We start from the raw sequence: 21,496 nt of genomic DNA, 5'->3' as shown, positions 1-21,496 counted from the left end.
AACCTGAGAAAAGGGTGCCTCATTGAGACGCCCTTTTTTTGTACTTCCGGCACCTGATTCCCTCTCAATGCGCCCATATGTGCCAACCCGACGCGCTGCGTGGAACCCGGGCAATGCGGGTGCTAAGGTTAGGTCAGCCGTGGCCTTCGGCCGGCGACGGCATTTGGGGCAAGTTCGAGGTACGCCATCGATGTGAAATGCTCGGCGAGGAGTTTGCCGGTTTGTGCTGCAAGGACAAAAGGAGAACGCGCATGCAGCGAACGTTACCCACCCGATCCATTACGTCCAGTCTTACCCACGGCGCTTCGCCGTTTCGCGCTCGCCGCATCGCTTTGGCTCTGACGGCCGGGCTGTTGACGGGGGCCGGTTCGTCGGTCTTTGCCGCCACCTCTCAGTCGGTGATTGAAGAGGTGCTGGTGACCGCCCAGAAACGCGAGCAGTCGATGCAGGATGTCTCCGTTGCGGTCACCGCTTTTTCCGGGGCGGCCATCGAAAAGATGGGCTTTGAAGAAGGCCTGGATATCACCCAGCAAGTACCCAATATGAATTTCTTCGCCATCTTTGGCGAAGCGTCCAGCCCGTCGATCAGTCTGCGCGGCATCAGCCTGGTGAATTTTTCCGATTCCTGGGAGTCGCCGGTCGCACTCTATGTGGATGACGTTTATCGGGGCAATCCCGCCGGTTCGGCGATTCAGCTGTTTGACCTTGAGCGGGTGGAAGTCTTGCGTGGCCCACAGGGAACCCTGTACGGACGCAACACCACCGGTGGCCTGGTTCACTACGTGTCCAAACGGCCCACGGAAACCTTTGAGTCCTCGGCCAGTATCAGCTACGGACGCTACGCTGAAGTGATTGCCGAAAGCATGATGTCGGGACAGCTGGCGGATGGTTTGATGGGACGCGCCGCCATCAAACGCACTCACAATGACGGCTGGCAGGTCAACGCGGTGGATGGCCAGAAGCTGAACGACACCAACAGTTTCGGTTACCGCCTGCAATTGCTGGGCGACTACGATGACGATGGTCAGTGGTTGCTGAACATTCATGGCAGTCAGGCTGACCAGCAATCCGTGGGCTTTGCTCACATGGGCTACCTGGAGTCGGCGGATGAGTCGGCGGCGACCTGTAGCATCGCTCGGATTCAGTCGGGGCTGTGCACCAGTGCCACTTTTGACATGACCGGGCGCGAAGCGGCCGGCGGTATTTTCGATCCCGGCCAGGTGGCGTCGAGTTCGCCGGGTGGTTTGACCACGGACATCAAAACCTTTGGCTCATCATTGACCGTGGAGTTGCCGGTCACCGAGGGTGTGACTTTTACTTCGGTCAGTGCGCTGGAAACCCTGGACAAGTTTATGCAGGACGATGGCGATGGCACGCCGGTGGTGTTTTTTGATGAGCAGTATTCGGTGGACGCTGAGCAGCTGACTCAGGAGTTCCGTCTGAATGGCCGAAGCGCCCGGTCCAAGTGGGTGACCGGGCTGTATTACTACGATGATCACCGCGATCTGCTGACCGAGGCGCCCACCACCGAAAGCGCCCGAACGGATGACTGGTATGAATTTTTTCATCGCGAGGATATGTCACTGGACAGCCAGTCCTGGGCGGTATTCGGTCAGTATGAGTATGACTTTACCCCGCAACTCACCGGTATCGCCGGGGTGCGCTATACCGAAGAAAAGCGTCAGTTCCGTCAGGATGCGGGCCCGAGTTTCTATGAGGAGATCGATGTTCGGGACAGCCTGGAAGAGGACTCGGTAACCGGCAAGCTGGGGCTGGATTGGCGCCCCAACCCGGATACCCTGATTTACGGCAGCGTGTCCACCGGTTTCAAAAGCGGCGGCTTTTCCGGTAGCTACAACGCCTCCCGGGAAGCGACCCGGCCGGTGGAAGCGGAAGACATCACCAATCTGGAACTGGGTTATAAAAACACCATGGCCGGTGGCCGCGTGCGGCTCAATGCCTCGGTGTTCACCTACGAGGTGGAAGGCTATCAGGCGCAGGTGTTCTTGACGGTGGCCGATGGCAGCGTGATTACCAATGCGGGCGATGTGACCGGCACCGGTGCCGAGGTCGAGCTGAATGCGCAGGTTGCCGACAACTTTGAAGTGATTGCCGGGTTGGGTTGGCTCGATACCGAATTTGATTCGGAGCAGATCTTCATCGTGGCCGGGGATGAGTACACCTTCGATGGCAACGAGCTCCCCTCGGCCCCCAATCTGACCTATAACCTGGTGGCCCGTTATTACCAGGGCCTGGGAGATCGCGGGGAGCTGACTTATCAGGTGGATTACAGCTGGCAGGATGATCACTTTCTGCAGATTGAAAATGATCCCTACTCGAAACAGTCGGCCTACGGACTGGTCAACGCCAAGCTGAGCTGGATGTCCCCCGAGGGCACCTGGACGGTGGCGGCCTTTGTGACCAACCTGACCGATGAAGAATACTTCACCTATCAGAACACCCTGGGTTCCGATTGGGGTTACGGTGTCTGGGGTAAGCCGCGTATGGGCGGCGTGCGTGTGGGGTGGAAGTTCTGATCGCGCGGGCCGGTCAGTTCTCGGCTAGATAACGCATCAGGCCATCGGGGTGGTCGGTAAAGATGCCGTCTACCCCGGCGTCCATCAGACGTCGCCAATCTTTCGGGTGGTTGGCGGTGTAGATCCACACTTTCCTGCCGCGCTGTCGAATGTCCTCGATCAGCACTTCGGGCATGAAGTCCTGACTGAGGTGCACGCTGTACGCATCAATTTGATCCGCGCTCTGCGCCAGATCCAGCGGTACGCCGTAGAGCAGCAGCCCTCGCCGGACCTCGGGCAGGCGTTGCTGTAGCTGGGCCAGCTGGCAGTGATCGAAGCTGGAGACGATCCAGGACTCGGGGTTCTGGCCGGAGTTCTGGCGGTGAGCGGTCAGAATGCGCACCAGGGCGTCGACGCAGTCCGGGCCTTTCAGTTCGATATTGAGCAGGGCGCGCTCACCAACCAACTCCAATACCTGACTGAGCCGGGGCAGATGCTCCCCGTTGCTCAGGCGCAGGGCTTCGAGGTGATCCCGAGACAGATCGGACAGGACCTCATAGCCGGCAATCTCACGCCCCAGGCGGCGGTCGTGGGTCACCCACAGCTCGTCGTGCAGCTGCCACACATCGATTTCAATCGCCGGTGCGCCCATGGCCAGGCTGCGACGGATGGCTTCCAGACTGTTTTCCGGCCCGGGCCCACCCCGGTGTGCGATACATAGCATAGTGAATTACCCGGTGGTGGATTGCAGCTGTTGCTCCAATTGAGAGAGGCGCTCGGGCGTACCCACATCACTCCACTGGCCGTGGTGCACCCGGCCTTCCAGTTGTCCGGCCTCGATGGCGGGGCGCAGGGCTTCCAGTAGCGGAAACACCGCCCGGCGCTCGGGGTAGCGGGCCACCAGCGCCGGGCGCAGGAGGCTGACCCCGGCAAAGGTATAGCGCTCGGCGTCTGTCGCCAGGCCGACCCGCGAGGCGGACAGACTGAAGTCACCTCGGGGGTGGAATGTCGGGTTTGGGACCAGCAGCAGCCGGCCCAGAGCGGAATCGGGCAGGGTGGGCTCGGTCAGTGTCGGTAGCGGAAAGTCGGTCCAGACATCGCCATTGATCAGCAGGAAGGGCGCCTCACCCAGCAGGGGCAGGGCCCGGTAGATGGCGCCGCCGGTTTCCAGGGGTTCGGGTTCGCGAGAATAGTGTATCGCCAGGCCAAAACGGTTGCCGTCACCGGCGAACTGCTCGATTTTTTCCGCCAGGTAGGCGGTATTGATGATGACCTCGCGTACGCCGGCCAGTGCCAGTGCTTCCAGGTGGTACTGCAACAGTGGCTTGCCGCCCACCGCCAGCAGGGGCTTGGGGGTGTGGTCGGTGAGCGGGCGCATGCGCTTGCCCAGCCCGGCGGCGAGGATCATGGCTTTCACGGGGTAGTCTCGCCCGCCAGCCGATAGTCCTCGTACCACGACTGGCCCTGGGCCTTGGGCAGCACCTTGTGTTCAAACCAATAACGAAAATCGGCCAGCTCGGGGTAGTGGCTGGCCACTTCGAGCACATAGCGAATGACCAGGGGAAGGTGTTGCAGGTACTGGGGCTTGTCGTCGCGCAGCGCGAGGCGGGAGAAAATGCCCAGCACTTTGAGGTGGCGCTGCAGTCCCATCCAGTCGAACCACTGCAGAAACTGGCTTTCCGTGACGTCTTCCAGTAACCCGATGCCGCAGGCCATATTGCCGTAGCCCAGAGCCCACTGGCGGATCTGGTCGGCGGGCCAGCGGATGTAGCAGTCGCGCAGCAGGGACACCAGGTCATAGGTGATCGGGCCCCAGACCGCATCCTGAAAATCTACAATGCTCATACAGCCGTCGGGCCGGATCAGCAGATTCCGGGAGTGGTAGTCCCGGTGCACGGCCACCTGGGGCTGTTCCAGGGCGTTCTGCTCCAGGCGGTCAAAGACATCGTCCAGCAATGAACGCTCTTCGGAGGACAGATCCAGCCCCAGCATGGCCTCGAGGAACCACTCGATAAACAGGTTGAGCTCCCGGCGCAGGAAGGCCTGGTCGTAGGGCGGGAAATGTTCACTGCCGGGAGTCTGCTGCAACGCGAGCAGTTGCATCAGCGCCTCACCGTACAGGGCGGTGGCGGACTCTGGCTGCTGGCGCAGGGCGCGATGCAGCAACCGGTCGCCAAAATCTTCCAGCAACAAAAAGCCGTTTTCGGGGTCTACCGAGGCGACCTTGGGAACCGCGATGTGGTGGTTGAGCAGGTGCTGGGACAGCTCGGCAAAGCGGCCAGCGTTCTCCTGCGGAGGCGGGGCGTCGACGGCCAGCAGCGAGGGCTCGGTGTTCAGGCGGTAGTAGCGGCGAAAACCCGCATCACCATTCAGGGGGGTGAACTGCAGCAGCTCCGGTGAGCTGTGGGCGTGCAGCTCGGCCAATTGGGCTCTGGCCCAGTGTTCCAGTTGGTCCTGTCGAGCCGCGAGCGAATCGGTCATGAGGCGTCCTCGTTATTGTGGATACTGCGTACTGGAATTCTAACCCGGTTTGACCGCAAGAAGTCAAAGCCGGGAGCCGGAAAAAGGGTTGAATCCCGGGCTTTCATTCCATGACCGGGCTTATTCAAGTAGAATTCCCGGCGTTTCGCACGGTTCCTGTCACTGGCCCACATCAGCCTGAGGTACCCAGGCAACGAGCCAGGTCGATATCAAGGCCAGGTCAATACCCAGATAGTCCCAATACCGAGATCGTTAGCTACATGGATTCAGTCTATTCGCTTTTTCGTTCAGCAGGGTCCGAGGTGGGCCGTCGCTGGCTTTGCTGTCTGGTGCTGGCGGCCAGTCCCCAGGTGCTTGCCCAGGCGGGTGCTGACGGAGCCCGGGAGACCGAAGAGCGTGACGCAGAGGCCAGCGATCTTGACTGGGTGCCCGCCGAGGCGTTGACCGAGGCCCAGAAAGCGACGCTGCCCACCGGCTGCTGTGGAGCTTATATAGCGCCCACGCGTGACGATGCGGATGCCCAGGTGCCGCCGGATGAGGCGGCCACCCGACTGAGCGCGGATCGCTCCGAATCCCGCGGGCAGACCCACCACACTCTGGAGGGTGATGTCAGAGTCACCCAGGGAACCCGTAGCCTGAGGGCGGATCGGGCGGAAGTGGACCAGACCACCCGCGATGCCCAGGTGTCCGGGGATATCCAGATCCGGGAGCCGGGGGTTTTGCTGCGCAGTGAGTCGGCCCAGATGAACCTCGACAGCGGTGATGCCGAACTCGACGATGCCCGCTTTGTGCTCTACGAAAGTCGGGTGCGGGGGCAAGCCGATCGGCTGACCAAACTGGGCGATCATTTTATCGGTCTGGAAGACAGCGCCCTGACCACCTGTGAGCCTGGCAGCGACGCCTGGAGCCTGAAAGGGCAGGCGATCAACATTTATCCCGAACGCCACTATGGCACGGCCAAGCACGCCCGCATGGAAGTGTTCAGTGTGCCGGTGTTCTACGCGCCTTATTTGCGCTTTCCGATCGATGATCACCGCCAGACCGGGTTTCTGTTTCCCTCCCTGGGGGAGAGCCGACGCAACGGGTTCGAGGCCTCGATTCCGTTTTACTGGAATATTGCCCCGAATCTGGATGCGACCATTACCCCGGAGTACATGTCCAAGCGCGGAACGCTCTGGGGCCTGGAAACCCGACATCTGTCCCGGCACTTTGAAACCCGGGTGAGCGGCGGTTTTCTGGACGAGGACGAGAACCCCTACAGTGGGGCGCAGCGGGATGTGACCGATGAAGAGGGCGATGACCTCAACCCCTACTTCGGCGAGTCGCGCTGGGAGTATCAGATACTGCAGCAGGGCGGTGCGGGGCAGCGCTGGAGTACGGAAATCGACTACACCGCAATCAGCGACAACGACTACCTGCGCGACCTGAACAGCAGCGGTCTGGACGTGAACCGGACCGCCCAGGTGGCCAAGCGGGCCCGGGCCACCTACCAGGGGAATCACTGGTTGCTGGGCATCAAGGGTGAGGAGCTGCGCGCGCTGAGCACCGCCAAATGGCCGCACCGGGAACTGCCCCGGATCAATGCCGACGGCCGCTACCAGTGGGGCAACTGGGTTCTGGGGCTGAACAATGAGTACACCTACTTTGACGTGAACAGCACCTTCGAGAATGACAACCCGGAGTTCATCGATAACCTGCTGGTGGGTGAGCGGTTCCGCACTGATTACAGTTTGACCTGGGACAAGGACTGGGTGTGGGGCTTTTTCAAGCCGAGCGCGATTGTCAAAAGCCTGAGCTATCAACTGGACGAGGATCGACTGGCGGAAGGGGCTGAGCCCGACCCCAGTCTGGTGGTACCCCAGGGTACACTCGATATGGGGCTGTACTTCGAGCGGGATGGCCAGCTGTTCGGCAAGGGGTTCCTGCAGACGCTCGAGCCCCGGCTGTTCTATTTTTACAGTGACTTTGAAGATCACAGCGACCTGTTCGGCGTGAGCCGGAACAATCGTCCGGTTCTGTTTGATGCCAAGCCGCTGACTTTCCAGTACAACCAGCTGTATCGCACCTCCCGCTTCGCCGGCGGGGATCGGATCGAAGACGCCAATCAGCTTTCGGTGGGGCTGACCAGCCGGTTTATCGATCCCCTCACCGGGGTGGAGCAGATGAGCCTCAGCGTGGGGCAGATTTTCTATTTCTCCGATCGCCGGGTCGGTCTGAACACCCCAGACCTTGAGTATGACCCCCAGGAGAACCCGGACGCGGAGCGCCCCGAGGAGACCTACGAGCGTTCCGAGCTGGCCGGTCAGTTCACCGCCCGGGTGGGCGATCGGCTCAGCATCAACGCCAATGTGGCCTACAACGAGTTTGAAAGCCAACTGGGCAGCGCCAATGCCAGTATCCGCTATATGGACCAGGCCGACCGGATCATGCATCTGGGCTACCGCTACACTCACCGGCCGCCCTCTCCGGGCCTGGAAGACCCGACCGCGGTGCAGGAGCGGGCCCTGGATCAGGTGGATTTTGCCTTCCACCTGCCGGTGGCGGCGCAGTGGAGCCTGGTCGGGCGCGCCAATTATGACTTTACCTATGAAAAGGAACTCGATACCTTCGTCGGACTCGAATACAACGACTGCTGTTACCGGGTCCGGCTGCTGGCCCGGCGCTGGCTGGACTTCGACTACACGCCGAACTTTCTGGAGCGGGTAGACGCTGACGATTACGATCAGAGCATCATTTTTGATTTTCAATTCAAGGGTCTGGGCAGCATCAACCGCAAGGTCAATGATCTGCTTGAGAAAGCCATTCCGGGCTACGGCGTCCGGGACGGTTCGATCCGCTAACCATTAGAGATAACTGACTGTTATGCAAGCAAACCGGATTACCCAACGTCTGATTCCCGCTGTTCTGGCGTTGTTGCTGGCCAGCCCTCTGGCGCTGGCAGAAACCGAAATGCTCGACCGCGTAGTGGCCATCGTCGGAGAAGACGTGGTGCTCGAAAGCGAGCTGGAAGAGCGGCTGGCGTCCATCAAGGCGCGTATTCAGCAATCGGACAGCAATCAGAATCTGCCTCCGGACAGCGTATTGCGGGACCAGATTCTGGACCAGTTGATTCTCGAGCGTCTGCAGATGGAAATGGGGCGCCGGTTCGGCATTGAAGTGTCCGATCAGCAACTGGATCAGACCATCGCGCGCATCATGCAGACCAACAACCTGACTGAAGCGCAGCTACGCGCCGACCTGGAAAGCCAGGGGCAGACGCTGGAGGGCTTCCGGGACCAGATTCGCCGGGAAATGTGGGTCAACCAGATCCAGCAGGCGGTGGTGAACAGTCGGATCGACGTCAACCAGCAGGATATTGAAAGCTTCCTGGCCTCCACCGACGGCAAGTTTGCCACCTCCCCGAATTACCGCTTGGGCCATATTTTGCTCTCGGTGCCCAGCAGCGCCAGTGACGAAGAGGTCTCTGAGGTGCAGGAAGAGGCGGAGCGCATCCGTCAGGAGCTGGTGGACGGTGCCGACTTTGAGCAGATGGCCATCACCCACTCCAACGATGCCAACGCCCTGCAGGGCGGTGAAATTGGCTGGCGCAAGCTGGAGCAACTGCCGGAGCTGTTTGCCGATGTGGTCGCGGGACTGGAAGAGGGGGATGTGTCCGAGCCGGTGCGCAGTGGTGCTGGCTTCCATATTCTGAAAGTACATGAGACCCGCAGCAACACCGGCAACAGCATGGTGGAACAGACCAAGGCCCGACACATTCTGATCAAAACCTCGGAAATCGTCGACGATGCCGCTGCCGAGCAGAAGCTCACCGAGTTGCGCGAGCGGGTGCTCAACGGTGAGAGCTTTGCCGATCTGGCCCGGGAGCACTCCGAGGATATCGGCTCCATGCTCCAGGGCGGCGATCTGGGCTGGACCATGCCCGGTCAGATGGTTCCCGCCTTTGATCAGACCATGAACGAGACCGACGTCGGTGAGGTCAGCGAACCTTTCAAGAGCCAGTTTGGCTGGCACATCCTGATGGTCGAGGATCGCCGCGAGCAGGACATGAGTGAACAGATGATCCGCAATCAGGCCGCGAACATGCTGCGCGAGCGTCGCTTCGACGAAGAGCTGCAGACCTGGCTGGCGGAAATCCGGGAAGAGATTTACGTGGAAGAGAAGTTGTGACCGAGGCTCGTAACCCTTTACGCCTGGCGCTGACGCCGGGCGAACCGGCCGGGATCGGGCCGGATCTGGCGATCCAGTTGGCTCAGACCGAACGCGCCGATGAAATTGTGGTGATCGCGGACCCGGCACTGCTGCAGGACCGGGCCCGGCAACTGGGACTGCCTCTGACTGTCCGTGAATTCAATCCCGCCGATGTGGCGCAACCCCAGAGACCAGGGGAGCTGACCGTCGCTCCGGTGCCCCTGCGCGCGCCTTGTGAGTCCGGCGTACTGAATCCGGCCAACAGCGCCTATGTGTTGCAGACCCTGGACTTTGCCATCGCCGGTTGTCAGGCCGAAACGTTTCAGGGTCTGGTTACCGGCCCGGTACACAAAGGGGTGATCAATGAAGCGGGTATTCCGTTCAGCGGTCACACCGAATACCTGGCGGACAAAACCGGTACTCCCCGGGTGGTGATGATGCTCGCCACCGAAGGGCTGCGAGTGGCGCTGGCGACCACACACCTGCCCCTGCGGGATGTTGCCGATGCCCTGAATGAAACGCTGCTTACGGAAGTGCTGGATATCCTGCATGGCGATCTGCAGCGGGATTTCGGTATTGCCGAGCCGCGCATTCTGGTGTGTGGCCTGAATCCCCATGCCGGGGAAGGCGGACACCTCGGGCGGGAAGAAATCGATCTGATCGAACCCGTACTGGAGAAGCAGCGGGCCAAAGGTCAGACACTGATCGGCCCGCTACCCGCCGATACCCTGTTTACGCCCAAGCACCTGGAGCAGGCCGATGCGGTATTGGCCATGTATCATGATCAGGGGCTGCCGGTATTGAAGTACAAAGGTTTTGGACAGGCGGTGAACGTCACTTTGGGGCTGCCCATCATTCGTACCTCCGTGGACCACGGCACGGCGCTTGATCTCGCGGGCACGGGCCGAATCGATTCCGGGAGTCTGCAGACCGCGCTGGATTACGCGCGCACCATGGCGGCGGCCCGATTCGGAGGTCGCTCATGAGTCGGCCGGGCAAGCAACGTATGGGCAACGGCGAGGCCCCCCACCGCGCCCGCAAACGGTTCGGTCAGAATTTTCTGGTGGATGGCAACGTCATCGATCGCATTGTCGGGGCCATCAATCCACAGCCCGGCGAGCTGCTGGTGGAAATTGGCCCCGGTAAAGGCGCGCTGACCGCGCGCCTGGCGGACAAAGCCGAACACTTACGGGTCATTGAGCTGGACCGGGACCTGGTGCCCTGGCTGAAAGTGCAGTTTGAAAAGCACCCGGATTTTGAGCTGTTCCAGGCCGACGCGCTGAAGTTTGATTTCACCACCTTGATGAAGGACGAGCAGTCGCTGAGAATTGTCGGCAACCTGCCGTACAATATTTCCACGCCGTTGATTTTCCATCTGCTCACCTACGCCGGGCAGGTGAAAGACATGCACTTCATGTTGCAGAAAGAAGTGGTCAAGCGGATGGCCGCCGGCCCAGGTGAAAAAGCCTATGGCCGACTGGGCATCATGGTGCAGTACGATTGCCAGGTCGAGCCATTGTTTGAAGTACCGCCCGGTGCTTTCGACCCGGCGCCCAAAGTGGACTCCGCGGTCGTTCGCCTGACTCCCCACGCCCGGCGCCCGTTTACCGCCACCAACCGGAACACCCTCTCCCAACTGGTCAATGTCGCCTTTCAGCAGCGGCGCAAAACCCTGCGTAACGCGCTGAAGAATCTGGTGGAGCCCGAGCAGTTGGATCAGTTGCCGGTGGATGCCAGTCTGCGCCCGGAAGCCCTGTCGCTGGAAGACTACGTTCGCCTGGCCAACGCCATCGACACCTTGAATTCGGCGTCTTAGCCCCCACAGTAAGAGCCAGATTCCGCCTTCAAGGGCGTCGCCCTGGCGAGCCCGCACTCTGGAGTGGCCTGGTCCTATGACGAACAACATTCGGGTATCCGTAAAACCTGCCTACATTGAACAGCAGTCCGAACCCGCCGAACACCGTTTCGTGTACGCCTATACCATCACCATCGACAACCAGGGTGATGTGCCTGCGCAACTGATCGGACGGCACTGGGTCATCCGCGATGCCGACGAAAAGAAACAGGAAGTGCGTGGCATCGGGGTGGTCGGTGAACAGCCACACCTGCCGCCCGGCAAACGCTTTACTTACACCAGCGGTGTGATTCTGGATACCGAGACCGGTATCATGGAGGGCAGCTACCAGATGAAGACCGAGGATGGCCAACTGTTTGATGTGCCTATCCCTGCCTTCGCACTGGTACCGCCCCACGCGATTCACTGACCGGAGCGTTCATGAGTACCTATGCCATCGGGGACATTCAGGGCTGTCTGGGTCCGTTGAGACAGTTGTTGGATCAGGTCAACTTCGATCCCGCCGAAGACCGGTTGTGGATTGCCGGCGATCTGATCAACCGCGGTCCGAGCTCGCAGGAAACCCTGCGCTTTCTGTACCAGATGCGCGACCGCCTGACGGTGGTGCTGGGCAATCACGATCTGCACCTGATTGCGGTGGCGCGAGGACATCGCGCCCCGAACAATAAAGATACCCTTGAAGATATTCTCGGCCACGACGAGCATCCGGAATGGATCGAGTGGCTGCGTCAGATGCCGTTGCTGCATCACGATCCGACATTGAATTTCGTTATGACTCATGCCGGCATTCCTCCACAGTGGCATCTTGAGCGGGCCAAGGCCCACGCGCGTGAAGTTGAAGCGGTTCTGCAGAGTAGTCAGTTGGATGACTTTCTGGCCCATATGTACGGCAACGAACCGAGTCAATGGAAGCATAAGCTGTATGGTATGGATCGGCTGCGGATGATCACCAACTATTTCACCCGCATGCGTTTTTGCACGGCCGACGGTGATCTGGACTTGAATAACAAGGGGGAGGCGGGTTCTCATCCGCCCGGATTCGCTCCCTGGTTTGCACACCCGAAACACAAGTGTCGCAACGAACGGATTCTGTTCGGTCACTGGGCAGCCCTGGAAGGCAAGGCCGACGCACCCAATGTGTTCGCACTGGATACCGGTTGTGTCTGGGGCGGTTCGCTGACCGCGATTCGTTTGGAAGATCAGAAAACTTTTCGTTGTGATTGCTCGCTGTTAAAGAATTTGTGAACTGTGCACCAAAATTGCACAGGGAGTGTGACAAACTGAGCGCCGCCAATTAGAATGCGTCCCGCGCATCGCCCGATGCGTTTCTGATTGGACAATTGATGTACACAAAAGGAGCACTCATGAAAATCAAATATCTGGCACTGGCAACCGCTTTTTCCCTGACGTCCGGCCTGGCGATGGCAAACAGCTATCAAGCCGAAGTCGGCGCTAGTTACACTGATGTCGAGAACGGCGATGGCGTTTTTGGCATGTATGGCGAGTTCCACTTCTCTCCGGTACAGACTCGCAATCACCCGCTGGCGGAAGCCGCTTTCCTTGAGCGCTCTTCCAATGTCTATGCTGCAGCGGATGACGATTTTGATGCGTTGACCGTGGGCGGTGAACTGTATGTTCCCGATACCATGTTTTACGTGGGTGGTCGTGTGACCCGCGTTGATAATGCGGCCGGTGATGAAACCACCGCTTATGCCACTCTGGGCCTGACACCGGTCGACGGTCTGTTGGTTACTACAGAATTCTCTGAGGATGGCTACGATGCCAACATCAGTGCCAAATACGTGACCAGCCTGGGTGGCGGTAACTTCGTCAACCTGGAAGGGACGTATCAGGATACTGATTTCGATGATGATATCCTGTCTCTGGGTGCCGATTTCTATTTCGATCGTACTTGGAGTGTCGGTGCCGGTTATACGGACTTTTTGGGTGATGATCAGTTTACCTTGCGCACTGAAAAGTTCTTCACCAACGAAATCAGCGGTCGTCTGTCGTTTACCGACTCCGACGCGGCTGGCAATGTCTTCACCATTGGCGGTGCCGTTCGTTTCTAAAAACAGAAACGATGGTGATGTCAAAAAAACCCGGCCTGGCCGGGTTTTTTTGTGTCTGAAGGTCGGGTTTCCCTTGCACTTGTGAGAACGCCCCGATAGATTTCCCCTACACCACTGACCGGGGGCGACCGTGGATATTGAATTGCTCAGAACCTTTCTGGAGGTGACCCAGACCCGACACTTCGGGCGTGCTGCGGATAAACTGTTTATTACGCCCGCGGCGGTCAGTGCCCGTATTCGTCAGCTGGAGCAGACCCTGGGGGTCACGCTGTTTTTCCGCACCCGGGGCAATATCCAGATGACCGCCGAAGGGGAGCGGCTGTTGCCGCACGCCCACCACCTGCTGGAGGCCTGGGCGGACACTCGACGCGAGCTGGCCCGGGAGGCCGAACCCGACCGCCACCTTCGCCTCGGTGCCACGCCGGGGCTCTGGCAGTTCTTGCTCGCGGGCCTGCCCGCCCGCCTGCAGCGGGAACTACCCGATATGACCTTGCGCGCCGAAGCCTGGTCGCCCGACGAGCTGCTCGACCGGCTGTTGGCCGAGCAGTTGGATCTTGCATTGTTGTACGACCTACCGGGCGATGGCGCCCTGAAGTCCCGCCGTATTGGTCAGGTGCGTCTGGCTCTGTTCAGCAGTCAGCCGGATCTGGATGTGAGGGCTGCACTGGCCGACGGGTATGTTTCGGTGGACTGGGGCGCGGCCTTTGCCCTGTTTCAGGCCAAGCGCTTTGGCGAGGTGACGGCCAGCCTGCATACCAACCAGGCCAGTGTGGCGCTGGCGACTTTTCGCGAGCGAAAGGCAAGCGCTTACTTACCGGAAGAGTTGGCTGGCGAGGGGGTGTATCCGGTAAGGGGGGCGCCCGAGTTTACCCGGCCCCTGTACGCGGCGTTTCGACCGGAGCAGGAGTTCAGCCCCAGTGTGCAGCGAGTGCTGGATGTGTTGGTCGAGGGCGATGCGCTATCGCCCTCTCAATCCTCTTAGAAATCGAGTTCCCATAGATCGTCACAGCCCAGCTCTTCCTTCAGCCGACGCCGTTCCAACCGGTCTTCGATCTTCCGGCGCATATCCAGAATATGTTGGTTGGCCTCGCGGCCTGTCAGTTTCACCGGCTCCTCGTCGTTCTCGGCCTCGGTGGGCATATCGTTGATGTAGTCGGTATCGTCATCGGAATGATCAATGTTCACAGCCATGGACATCTCCAGCGTAAGAAATGACAATGCACAAGCGGGTTGTGTCATGAGCCAGTTGGTTCATGCCGCTAACCACCAGGCCATGTGGCGCTATTTACCACGGGGAGTGCCGATGGCAAAGCAAAAAAAATTTGCCGTCATCCCTAACTTTTCTGATCCTGAGTGAGCAGTGAGGAAATCAGTGGATATCCAGGACAAGACCGTGATCGGCTGGCGCGAATGGGTGCGGATGCCCGCCCTGGGCCAGGCCGAAATCAAGGCAAAAATCGACACAGGAGCGCGCACCAGTGCGCTGCACGCCTACTTTGTGGAGCCCTTTGAGCTGGATGGTCGCCCCTGGGTGCGCTTCGGGTTACACCCTCGCCAGAAGGATACCGAGGTGCAGATCGAGTGCGAGGCACCGGTGATTGACCAGCGCCGGGTCACGGACTCCGGCGGTCACGCCGAAATGCGCTACGTCATCGCCACCACTATGGTGCTTGGGGATCAGGCGTTTGATGCCGAGGTGACCCTGACCGACCGGGAGAATATGCTGTTTCGAATGCTGCTAGGGCGCGGCGCGCTCAAGCCGCGCTTTCTGGTCGATAGCGACCAATCCTTTCTGCTGGGGGGCTCCAAATTCCAGCCCCCCGGTGAACTGAACCTATCCTGATTTGAGCCTTTGGACCGTCTATGAAAATTGCCATTCTGTCGCGCAACCGTCGACTGTACTCCACCCGACGTCTGATTGAAGCCGCCGAGGAACGCGGCCACGAGGTGCGGGTACTGGATATCCTCAAGTGTTACATGGATATCACCCCCTCCAACCCGAGTATCTGGTACATCGGCGAGAAGCTCGAAGGGTTCGACGCGGTCATTCCCCGCATTGGCGCTTCGGTGACCCACTACGGCCTGGCGGTGATCCGTCAGTTTGAAATGATGGGCGTCTACTGCCTGACCGAGTCGGTCGCGCTGGGGCGCTCCCGGGACAAGCTGCGGGCCATGCAGCTGTTTTCCCGCAAAGGGCTGGGCATGCCGCGCACCAGCTTCGCCTACCACGTGCACAACACCAAAGACCTGATTAAGCTGGTGGGCGGCGCGCCGCTGGTGGTCAAGCTGTGTGAAGGCACCCAGGGCCGTGGCGTGGTGCTGGCGGAAACCGCCAAGGCGGCGGAGAGTGTGATTGAGGCCTTCCGCGAACTGCGCGCCGAGTTTCTGGTGCAGGAGTTCATCAAGGAAGCCGGGGGCAGCGATATCCGCGCCCTGGTGATCGGCACCAAGGTGGTGGCGGCCATGCAGCGCACCGCCATGGAAGGGGAGTTCCGCTCCAACCTGCACCGAGGCGGTAGCGCTCAACTGGTCAAGCTGACGCCCTCCGAGCGCCAGACGGCGGTCAAAGCCGCCCAGACCATGGGGCTGTCCATCGCCGGTGTCGACTTGCTGCGCTCGAGCCGGGGCCCGCTGCTGATGGAGGTGAACTCTTCGCCGGGTCTGGAAGGTATAGAAGGGGCCACGCACAAAGATGTGGCCGGTGCGATCATCAAGTTTGTCGAGGAAAACGCCAAGCCCAACAAAACCCGCACCCGGGGCGGTAAAGGGTAACGTCTATGGCCAACTCCTCACCCGCCGCCAAAACCGACCCGGGCCGACGCGCCCGGGAAAAAAACCGCACCCTGGACATTGGTGGCGTCAAGGTGGCCCCGGGGGAGCGTACGTCGGTGGATATCCCCCTGGCCGCCATGTACACCCACTCGGATGTGGAGATGACCGTACACGTCATCAACGGTCGCCGGCCCGGTCCCTGCCTGTTTGTCAGCGCCGCCATTCACGGCGATGAACTCAATGGTGTGGACATCATCCGTCGGCTTCTCAACTACAAACAGCTCAACCAGTTGCGCGGTACCCTGATCGCGATTCCCGTGGTCAACGTGCACGGCTTTCTGAACCAGTCCCGCTACCTGCCCGACGGCCGGGACCTGAATCGCAGTTTTCCGGGCAGTGAGCGGGGCTCCCTGGCGGGGCGGGTGGCGAACACTTTCGTGGGCGATATCCTGAAAAACTGCACCCACGGTATCGATCTGCACACCGGCGCCCGCCATCGCAGCAACCTGCCGCAGATCCGCGCCGACCTGAGCTCGGACGAGACGCGCAATCTGGCCATGCAGTTCGGGGTGCCGGTAGTGCTCGATGCCAAGCTGCGGGACGGCTCAATGCGCGAGGCGGCCGCCGACATGGGCATCCCCCTGTTGCTGTACGAAGCCGGGGAGGCCCTGCGCTTCGATGAGCTGAGCATCCGCGCCGGTGCCCGGGGCATCATCAATGTCATGCGCGAGCTGAAAATGCTGCCCCAGCGTAAACGCCCGGCCAAAATCCCCCAGGCCGTGGTCGCCTCGGACAGCCGCTGGCTGCGGGCGCCCACCAGTGGTGTGATGCGCTCGCGGGTGCAGTTGGGGGCGCGGGTAAAGAAGGGCGATGTACTGGGGATGATTGCGGACCCGTTGGGGCTGAATGAATCCCCGGTGCTGGCGCCCGCCGAGGCCATCGTGATCGGCATGACCCACCTGCCGCTGGTCCACGAGGGCGAGGCACTGTACCACCTGGCGAATTTCCACCGCCGCACCGGCAAAGTCGCCTCCGAGGTGCAGGGCTTCCACGAGCATTTTAGTGATCAGGAAGAAGAACCGTTCTTTATCGGATGGGATGATTCGTTGGAGAATTGAGTTGGGTTACGGCGGATGCGCTTCGCTTATCCGCCCTACGCAACCTCCGTGTTATTTTTCGAAACGTTACGTCGGCACTGAGGGCTGCGGAGGGGAAACCCTTTCAAGACCGTGGAGCGGGGGACCCGCGATTCGAGCCTACAGGGATGTATTAACGGCGTGTCTTGAAAGGGTTTCCCCTCCGCAGCCCGGACTCAGCTACTACCACCAATTGCCGTACGAGAAAATCACGCCAACGCGTTCAGCTTCACCACATTGCCGTCAAAGGCAAACTGCTTGCCCACGAAACGTGCCTCGAACTGCCGGGCGGTGAGGGGCTTGGAGAACAGGAAGCCCTGGCCCTGATCGCAGCCCTCGTCACACAGCCAATCTGACTGAGCGGGCTTCTCCACCCCCTCTGCCACCACCGACAGCTGCATGTTGTGCGCCAGACCAATGATCGACTTGGCAATGGCCGCATCGTTCGGGTCGCTCTGAATATCGTGAATAAAACTGCTGTCGATCTTCAGCTTCTGAATCGGGAAGCGCTTCAGGTACGCCAGGGACGAATAGCCCGTGCCGAAATCATCAATCGCCAGATACAGCCCCATCTGATTGAGTTGCTTGAGCTGATTGATGGTCTCACCGGCGTGCTCCATGGCACAGCTCTCGGTGATCTCCAGCTCCAGATACTCCGCCGGTAAGCCGGTCTCCCGAAGAATGCTTTCCACCTTCTCCGGGAAATTGCGCTGGCGGAACTGGCGTGGTGAAAGGTTCACCGCCATGCGACCCACTTTCTTGCCCGAGTCCAGCCAGCGCTTCTGCTGGTAGCAGGCCTGGCGCAGCACCCACTCGCCAATGGGCGCGATCAGGCCGGTTTCCTCGGCCAGGGGAATGAAATGAGCCGGGGAGATCAGTCCGCGTTCCGGGTGTTGCCAGCGCACCAGCGCCTCCACACCCATCAGCTCGCCGGTTTTCAGATCGATCTGGGGCTGATAGTGCAGAATCAGCTGCTCCTGCTCCACCGCCCGGCGCAGATCGTTTTCCAGTAGCAGGTAGTTGACCGCCGTGGCGCTCATGCCCTTGGCGTAGAACTGACAGTTGTTTTTGCCCGCCTCTTTCGCCTTGTACATGGCGATGTCGGCGTTCTTGAGCAGCTCGTCGGTATCGGTGCCGTCATCCGGGTAGACACTCACCCCGATGCTGACCGTGGTGGTGATCTCGTGGCCGGCAATCTCCAGCGGCCGTGCCAGGGTCACCAGCAGCTTGTTGGCAATGAACACCACATCTTCCATGTCGTGCACGCCCTCGAGCACCACCACGAATTCGTCACCGCCCAGACGGGCAACGGTATCCATGTCCCGCACGCCCTCGTTCAGGCGCATGGCGATGGCCTTGAGCAGCAGGTCCCCGGAGTCGTGTCCCAGGCTGTCGTTGATGTTTTTGAACCGGTCGATATCCAGCAACATCAAGGCCAGTTTGCTGTTGCTGCGTTGGGCTCGGGCCAGGCCGTGATAGATGCGATCGTAAAACAGGGAGCGGTTGGGCAGGGCGGTGAGCGAGTCGTGGAAGGCCATGTAGTTCAGGCGCGACTGCTGCTCCCGCAGGGCGTTTTCCGCCAGTTTGCGCTCGGAGATGTCGGTGCAGATGGTACAGACACCGAACACATCGTTATTCGGGTTTCTGAGGGGGAACTTCACCATCAGATAGGTGTGCAGGCTGCCGTCCTTGTGCATCAGCTCCAGTTCGGTCTCGAGGGTCTGCTGCTTGTCCTGGGTGGCCAGGTCAATATCCCAGAGCGCCTGGGCGACTTCCTTGGGGTAGACGTCGAATACGTTCTTGCCGACAAACCCCTGCTCGTCGACGTTCTGCAGTTGTTTGTAGTGTTCGCTGGCGAGCACCACATTGCCGTTCAGGTCCTTGACCGAAATCAGGGCCGGAGAGTGGTGCAGAATGGCGTGCAGGTAGGTCTCGCTGGCCCAGAGGGCCTGTTCGGCCAGGCGGTGGCGCTCGCTCTGCTCGTCGTGGCGCCACATTTCGATGATCTGCCGGGCCAGCAGGCCGCTGAAGGCCCACACGGTATCCAGCTCCTGAACGCTGCGCTCCAGGGCGGGCAGATCGTCCTGGCTTTCCAGATAGAAGGCGGCGATGGGCTTGTCGTGCTCGAAAATGGGGTAGAGATAAGCGGAGCGGGTGCCCTTGGGGGTAATGTCGTGCCCCAGACGGACAATGGCGCTGCTGTCCAGGGCGATGGGTTGGCCCTCGGAGAAGACGCGTTCAATCTGGTTGTGGGGAAAGCCTCGGAGCTTGTTCAGGGCGGTGGCGACGGTGTCAATTTCGGGCTGTTTCTGGGCGTTCAGGCGGGCGATGGATTCGACGAAGAGTCGTCGGTCCCGCTCTATGATCAGCGCGGCCCGGCTCACCGCAGGCTTGGCCATGACCAGCTTTACTAGACGTTCGGCGATTTGTTTGTGGTTCAGGTCGGTGAACAATCGTTGGAAACGCTTGATCAGTTCAACCGCCGTCAATTTCGTCTGCATAGTCGCCCAGTTTGGGTGGTCTTCGTGGCTAACATCAAACCCGATCGCCGCTTATTACGGAGTGTCGGTTTCAGCTCCTTGTACAAGGCGCCTTGCTCCTGGTGATCTGGCTTGCGTTGCTTTACGTGCCAGATAGCGCCAATCTATAAAATTCTTTTGCAATACGCAAGAAATCCTGACGCGCGTATTGATCGAATGACCCCAACGACCTGTTGTTCAGGTTATTATTTTTTTTCATAAGACCTGCATCATAAGCCGCCTTTGGCGCAAGAATCAAGGCCCGATTGGCGGCTGTTGCTTTGTTCAGGAGAGGATGGCCTTGAGCGCGGTGATCAGCGCCTGCATTTCGGTGTCGCTGCCGATGGAGATGCGCAGGTACTCGGACAGGCGGGGTTTGTTGAAATAGCGGACGATAATACGGGCGTCGCGCAGTTGGCGGGACAGTTCGGCCGCGTCCTCACCCTCGGGAACGCGGGCGAAGACAAAGTTGGCCGCCGAGGGCACGGTCCGGAAGCCCAGCTCCTGCAGGCGGGCCTCGGTCCACTCCCGGGTGGCGATGACCTGGTCCCGGCACTGACGGAAATAGTCGTCGTCCTCAATGGCCACAATGGCGGCGGCCTCGGCCAGGCGATCCACCGGGTAGGAGTTGAACGAATTCTTGACCCGCTCCAGCCCCTCGATCAGCTCCACCGAACCAAGGGCGAAACCCAGGCGCAGACCGGCCAGCGAGCGGGATTTGGACAGCGTCTGGGTGACCAGCAAGTTGGGGTAGCGGTCCACCAGCTGCGCCGCGCTCTCGGCCCCGAAGTCGACATAGGCTTCGTCGATCAGCACCACGCTGTCGGTGTTCTCTTTCAGCAGGGCCTCAATATCGCTCAGGGGCAGTGCTCGCCCGGTGGGCGCATTGGGGTTGGGGAAGATGATGCCGCCATTCTCTCGCCGGTAGTCCGCCAGGTTGATACTCAGGTCGTCGGCCAGGGGCAGCATTTCATAGTCGATGTCGAACAGCTGGCAATAGACCGGGTAGAAGCTGTAGGTAATGTCCGGGTACAGGAGGGGGCGTGGCTGCTGGAAGAAGGCCATGAACGCAAAAGCCAGCACTTCATCGGAGCCGTTGCCGACGAAGGTCTGTTCGGGTTTGAGCCCATAATAATCGGCGATGGTCTGCTTGAGGGCGCTGGAGTTGGGGTCGGGGTAGAGGCGCAGTTTGTCGATGGCCCCATCGGTCAGCACGTCCCGCACCCGGGGGGAGGGCGGAAACGGACTTTCGTTGGTGTTGAGTTTGATCAGCCCATCAATTTTGGGCTGCTCACCCGGCACATAGGGCTCAAGCTCACGGACCCGCTCACTCCAGAAACGCGACATGTAAAGACCTTCTTTGGGTTTACGTCAAAACCGTCATTATACATGAGGTGCTCGTTGATTCGTGGCTCGTGGGGAGCGCATGTCGTGCCGCTTTGATACTTCGCACAAGCTGCTCCGCCTGGGTAACCCCTTTTGAGACACGGAATTTACATCACGTCCGGGCCGGGGAGGGGAAGCCCTTTCAAGACACGCCGTGAACCCGGTCCCTACGCGCTCCCGGCGCTTCGGGACACTTCCCACATCCAAGTGGGTCGTCCACGGGGGCTCGACGCGCGGAGTCCCTCCGCTTACGGTCTTGAAAGGGCTTCCCCTCCCCGTCCCTCAGTGCCATGTTTAACTCACGGCGGTATGGTTCCGGCGGATGCACTTTGCTCCGAATCGTCGGACCGGTGCGCCTTACGGATAGCACGGTAGGTTGCGTAGGGCGGATAAGCAAAGCGCATCCGCCGTTACCCAAGGTGCAAATTAAAAGGTGCTAGCTCCCGAAACGTTTCGCTTGCACCGCGGAGGCTGGGTAACCCCTTGTGAGACCGTCGCCTGCCTGGATGGCAGGCGATCGAGCCCCCATGGATGGGTTTACGGCGTGTCTCACAAGGGGTTACCCAGGCGG

At 60.2% G+C, this 21,496-nt stretch carries 19 protein-coding genes; 13 read left to right on the top strand and 6 right to left on the bottom strand.

The window, feature by feature from the left end:
* Nucleotides 1–251: 251 nt before the first annotated feature.
* Entirely contained in the window at nt 252–2,537 is a 2,286-nt protein-coding gene (locus tag N645_RS0108015) for a TonB-dependent receptor (RefSeq protein WP_024460987.1), read from the top strand.
* 13 nt (nt 2,538–2,550) lie between these two features.
* Here the strand turns inward: N645_RS0108015 and N645_RS0108010 are convergent, their stop codons facing one another.
* The 3 genes from N645_RS0108010 to N645_RS0108000 are packed head-to-tail and all read right to left on the bottom strand — an operon-like array spanning nt 2,551 to nt 4,997.
* Complete coding sequence (locus N645_RS0108010; RefSeq protein WP_024460986.1) at nt 2,551–3,240, bottom strand: glycerophosphodiester phosphodiesterase; 690 nt, start codon at nt 3,238–3,240, stop codon at nt 2,551–2,553.
* 6 nt (nt 3,241–3,246) lie between these two features.
* On the bottom strand, nt 3,247–3,924 hold the full coding sequence (murU, locus tag N645_RS0108005; RefSeq protein ID WP_369755458.1) for an N-acetylmuramate alpha-1-phosphate uridylyltransferase MurU: 678 nt from the start codon (nt 3,922–3,924) through the stop codon (nt 3,247–3,249).
* 5 nt (nt 3,925–3,929) lie between these two features.
* A complete protein-coding gene (locus tag N645_RS0108000) occupies nt 3,930–4,997 on the bottom strand; it encodes an aminoglycoside phosphotransferase family protein (protein ID WP_024460984.1) in 1,068 nt (355 codons plus the stop codon).
* Between the two features lie 260 nt (nt 4,998–5,257).
* Between N645_RS0108000 and N645_RS0107995 the strand changes: the two genes are divergently transcribed.
* The 8 genes from N645_RS0107995 (at nt 5,258) to N645_RS0107960 (ending at nt 14,094) form a co-directional block, all read left to right on the top strand.
* Nucleotides 5,258–7,837 carry an LPS-assembly protein LptD gene (locus N645_RS0107995; protein ID WP_051174366.1) on the top strand — a complete coding sequence of 860 codons (2,580 nt, stop codon included), beginning with the start codon at nt 5,258–5,260 and terminating at the stop codon, nt 7,835–7,837.
* A 22-nt stretch (nt 7,838–7,859) separates the two neighbouring features.
* Nucleotides 7,860–9,164 (top strand): peptidylprolyl isomerase, encoded by a 1,305-nt coding sequence (locus N645_RS0107990; protein WP_024460982.1) that lies wholly within the window; start codon nt 7,860–7,862, stop codon nt 9,162–9,164.
* Nucleotides 9,161–10,171, top strand: a complete 1,011-nt coding sequence (gene pdxA / locus N645_RS0107985) for a 4-hydroxythreonine-4-phosphate dehydrogenase PdxA (RefSeq protein ID WP_024460981.1) — start codon at nt 9,161–9,163, stop codon at nt 10,169–10,171. The genes N645_RS0107990 and pdxA overlap by 4 nt, the downstream gene beginning before the upstream one ends.
* Nucleotides 10,168–11,001 carry a 16S rRNA (adenine(1518)-N(6)/adenine(1519)-N(6))-dimethyltransferase RsmA gene (gene rsmA, locus N645_RS0107980; RefSeq protein ID WP_051174364.1) on the top strand — a complete coding sequence of 278 codons (834 nt, stop codon included), beginning with the start codon at nt 10,168–10,170 and terminating at the stop codon, nt 10,999–11,001. The genes pdxA and rsmA overlap by 4 nt, the downstream gene beginning before the upstream one ends.
* Before the next feature lie 76 nt (nt 11,002–11,077).
* Complete coding sequence (apaG, locus tag N645_RS0107975; RefSeq protein ID WP_024460979.1) at nt 11,078–11,449, top strand: Co2+/Mg2+ efflux protein ApaG; 372 nt, start codon at nt 11,078–11,080, stop codon at nt 11,447–11,449.
* Nucleotides 11,450–11,460: 11 nt separating this feature from the next.
* Nucleotides 11,461–12,285 (top strand): symmetrical bis(5'-nucleosyl)-tetraphosphatase, encoded by an 825-nt coding sequence (locus N645_RS0107970; RefSeq protein ID WP_024460978.1) that lies wholly within the window; start codon nt 11,461–11,463, stop codon nt 12,283–12,285.
* A gap of 119 nt (nt 12,286–12,404) precedes the next feature.
* Nucleotides 12,405–13,112 carry a putative porin gene (locus N645_RS0107965; RefSeq protein ID WP_036160672.1) on the top strand — a complete coding sequence of 236 codons (708 nt, stop codon included), beginning with the start codon at nt 12,405–12,407 and terminating at the stop codon, nt 13,110–13,112.
* A 130-nt stretch (nt 13,113–13,242) separates the two neighbouring features.
* The gene (locus N645_RS0107960) at nt 13,243–14,094 is read left to right on the top strand and encodes a LysR family transcriptional regulator (RefSeq protein WP_024460976.1); all 852 of its coding nucleotides are present in this window, start codon (nt 13,243–13,245) and stop codon (nt 14,092–14,094) included.
* Here N645_RS0107960 and N645_RS0107955 read toward each other — a convergent pair.
* A complete protein-coding gene (locus N645_RS0107955; protein ID WP_238559225.1) occupies nt 14,091–14,303 on the bottom strand; it encodes a PA3496 family putative envelope integrity protein in 213 nt (70 codons plus the stop codon). The genes N645_RS0107960 and N645_RS0107955 overlap by 4 nt on opposite strands.
* Here N645_RS0107955 and N645_RS17970 point away from each other — a divergent pair.
* From N645_RS17970 to N645_RS0107940, 4 genes are read left to right on the top strand one after another with little or no spacing between them, the layout of a single operon-like run.
* Nucleotides 14,290–14,469, top strand: coding sequence for a hypothetical protein (locus tag N645_RS17970; protein ID WP_152521658.1), 180 nt, complete (start codon nt 14,290–14,292; stop codon nt 14,467–14,469). The two genes, N645_RS0107955 and N645_RS17970, sit on opposite strands and share 14 nt — an antisense overlap.
* 3 nt (nt 14,470–14,472) lie before the next feature.
* Nucleotides 14,473–14,955 carry an ATP-dependent zinc protease gene (locus N645_RS0107950; protein WP_051174362.1) on the top strand — a complete coding sequence of 161 codons (483 nt, stop codon included), beginning with the start codon at nt 14,473–14,475 and terminating at the stop codon, nt 14,953–14,955.
* Between the two features lie 20 nt (nt 14,956–14,975).
* Nucleotides 14,976–15,884, top strand: a complete 909-nt coding sequence (gene rimK, locus N645_RS0107945) for a 30S ribosomal protein S6--L-glutamate ligase (RefSeq protein ID WP_024460973.1) — start codon at nt 14,976–14,978, stop codon at nt 15,882–15,884.
* 5 nt (nt 15,885–15,889) lie between these two features.
* A complete protein-coding gene (locus tag N645_RS0107940) occupies nt 15,890–17,002 on the top strand; it encodes a succinylglutamate desuccinylase/aspartoacylase family protein (protein WP_024460972.1) in 1,113 nt (370 codons plus the stop codon).
* A 227-nt stretch (nt 17,003–17,229) separates the two neighbouring features.
* Here N645_RS0107940 and N645_RS0107935 read toward each other — a convergent pair whose 3' ends face one another.
* Nucleotides 17,230–19,521: a bifunctional diguanylate cyclase/phosphodiesterase gene (locus N645_RS0107935; protein WP_024460971.1), complete on the bottom strand. Its 2,292-nt coding sequence runs from the start codon at nt 19,519–19,521 to the stop codon at nt 17,230–17,232.
* Nucleotides 19,522–19,824: 303 nt separating this feature from the next.
* The gene (gene hisC / locus N645_RS0107930) at nt 19,825–20,886 is read right to left on the bottom strand and encodes a histidinol-phosphate transaminase (protein ID WP_024460970.1); all 1,062 of its coding nucleotides are present in this window, start codon (nt 20,884–20,886) and stop codon (nt 19,825–19,827) included.
* Nucleotides 20,887–21,496: the final 610 nt, after the last annotated feature.

Source organism: Marinimicrobium sp. LS-A18 (assembly GCF_000463525.1).
GTDB lineage: Bacteria > Pseudomonadota > Gammaproteobacteria > Pseudomonadales > Cellvibrionaceae > Marinimicrobium > Marinimicrobium koreense.
The sequence above is the reverse complement of the archived record's forward strand: the minus strand, read 5'-3'. Positions and strand labels throughout refer to the sequence as shown.

Bases quoted from the DNA above. Each gene is read 5' to 3' on its own strand.
- N645_RS0108015 (WP_024460987.1), top strand. From the start codon at position 252: ATGCAGCGAACGTTACCCACCCGATCCATTACGTCCAGTCTTACCCAC.
- N645_RS0108010 (WP_024460986.1), bottom strand. From the start codon at position 3,240: ATGCTATGTATCGCACACCGGGGTGGGCCCGGGCCGGAAAACAGTCTG.
- murU (WP_369755458.1), bottom strand. From the start codon at position 3,924: ATGATCCTCGCCGCCGGGCTGGGCAAGCGCATGCGCCCGCTCACCGAC.
- N645_RS0108000 (WP_024460984.1), bottom strand. From the start codon at position 4,997: ATGACCGATTCGCTCGCGGCTCGACAGGACCAACTGGAACACTGGGCC.
- N645_RS0107995 (WP_051174366.1), top strand. From the start codon at position 5,258: ATGGATTCAGTCTATTCGCTTTTTCGTTCAGCAGGGTCCGAGGTGGGC.
- N645_RS0107990 (WP_024460982.1), top strand. From the start codon at position 7,860: ATGCAAGCAAACCGGATTACCCAACGTCTGATTCCCGCTGTTCTGGCG.
- rsmA (WP_051174364.1), top strand. From the start codon at position 10,168: ATGAGTCGGCCGGGCAAGCAACGTATGGGCAACGGCGAGGCCCCCCAC.
- apaG (WP_024460979.1), top strand. From the start codon at position 11,078: ATGACGAACAACATTCGGGTATCCGTAAAACCTGCCTACATTGAACAG.
- N645_RS0107970 (WP_024460978.1), top strand. From the start codon at position 11,461: ATGAGTACCTATGCCATCGGGGACATTCAGGGCTGTCTGGGTCCGTTG.
- N645_RS0107965 (WP_036160672.1), top strand. From the start codon at position 12,405: ATGAAAATCAAATATCTGGCACTGGCAACCGCTTTTTCCCTGACGTCC.
- N645_RS17970 (WP_152521658.1), top strand. From the start codon at position 14,290: ATGTTCACAGCCATGGACATCTCCAGCGTAAGAAATGACAATGCACAA.
- N645_RS0107955 (WP_238559225.1), bottom strand. From the start codon at position 14,303: ATGGCTGTGAACATTGATCATTCCGATGACGATACCGACTACATCAAC.
- rimK (WP_024460973.1), top strand. From the start codon at position 14,976: ATGAAAATTGCCATTCTGTCGCGCAACCGTCGACTGTACTCCACCCGA.
- N645_RS0107940 (WP_024460972.1), top strand. From the start codon at position 15,890: ATGGCCAACTCCTCACCCGCCGCCAAAACCGACCCGGGCCGACGCGCC.
- N645_RS0107935 (WP_024460971.1), bottom strand. From the start codon at position 19,521: ATGCAGACGAAATTGACGGCGGTTGAACTGATCAAGCGTTTCCAACGA.
- hisC (WP_024460970.1), bottom strand. From the start codon at position 20,886: ATGTCGCGTTTCTGGAGTGAGCGGGTCCGTGAGCTTGAGCCCTATGTG.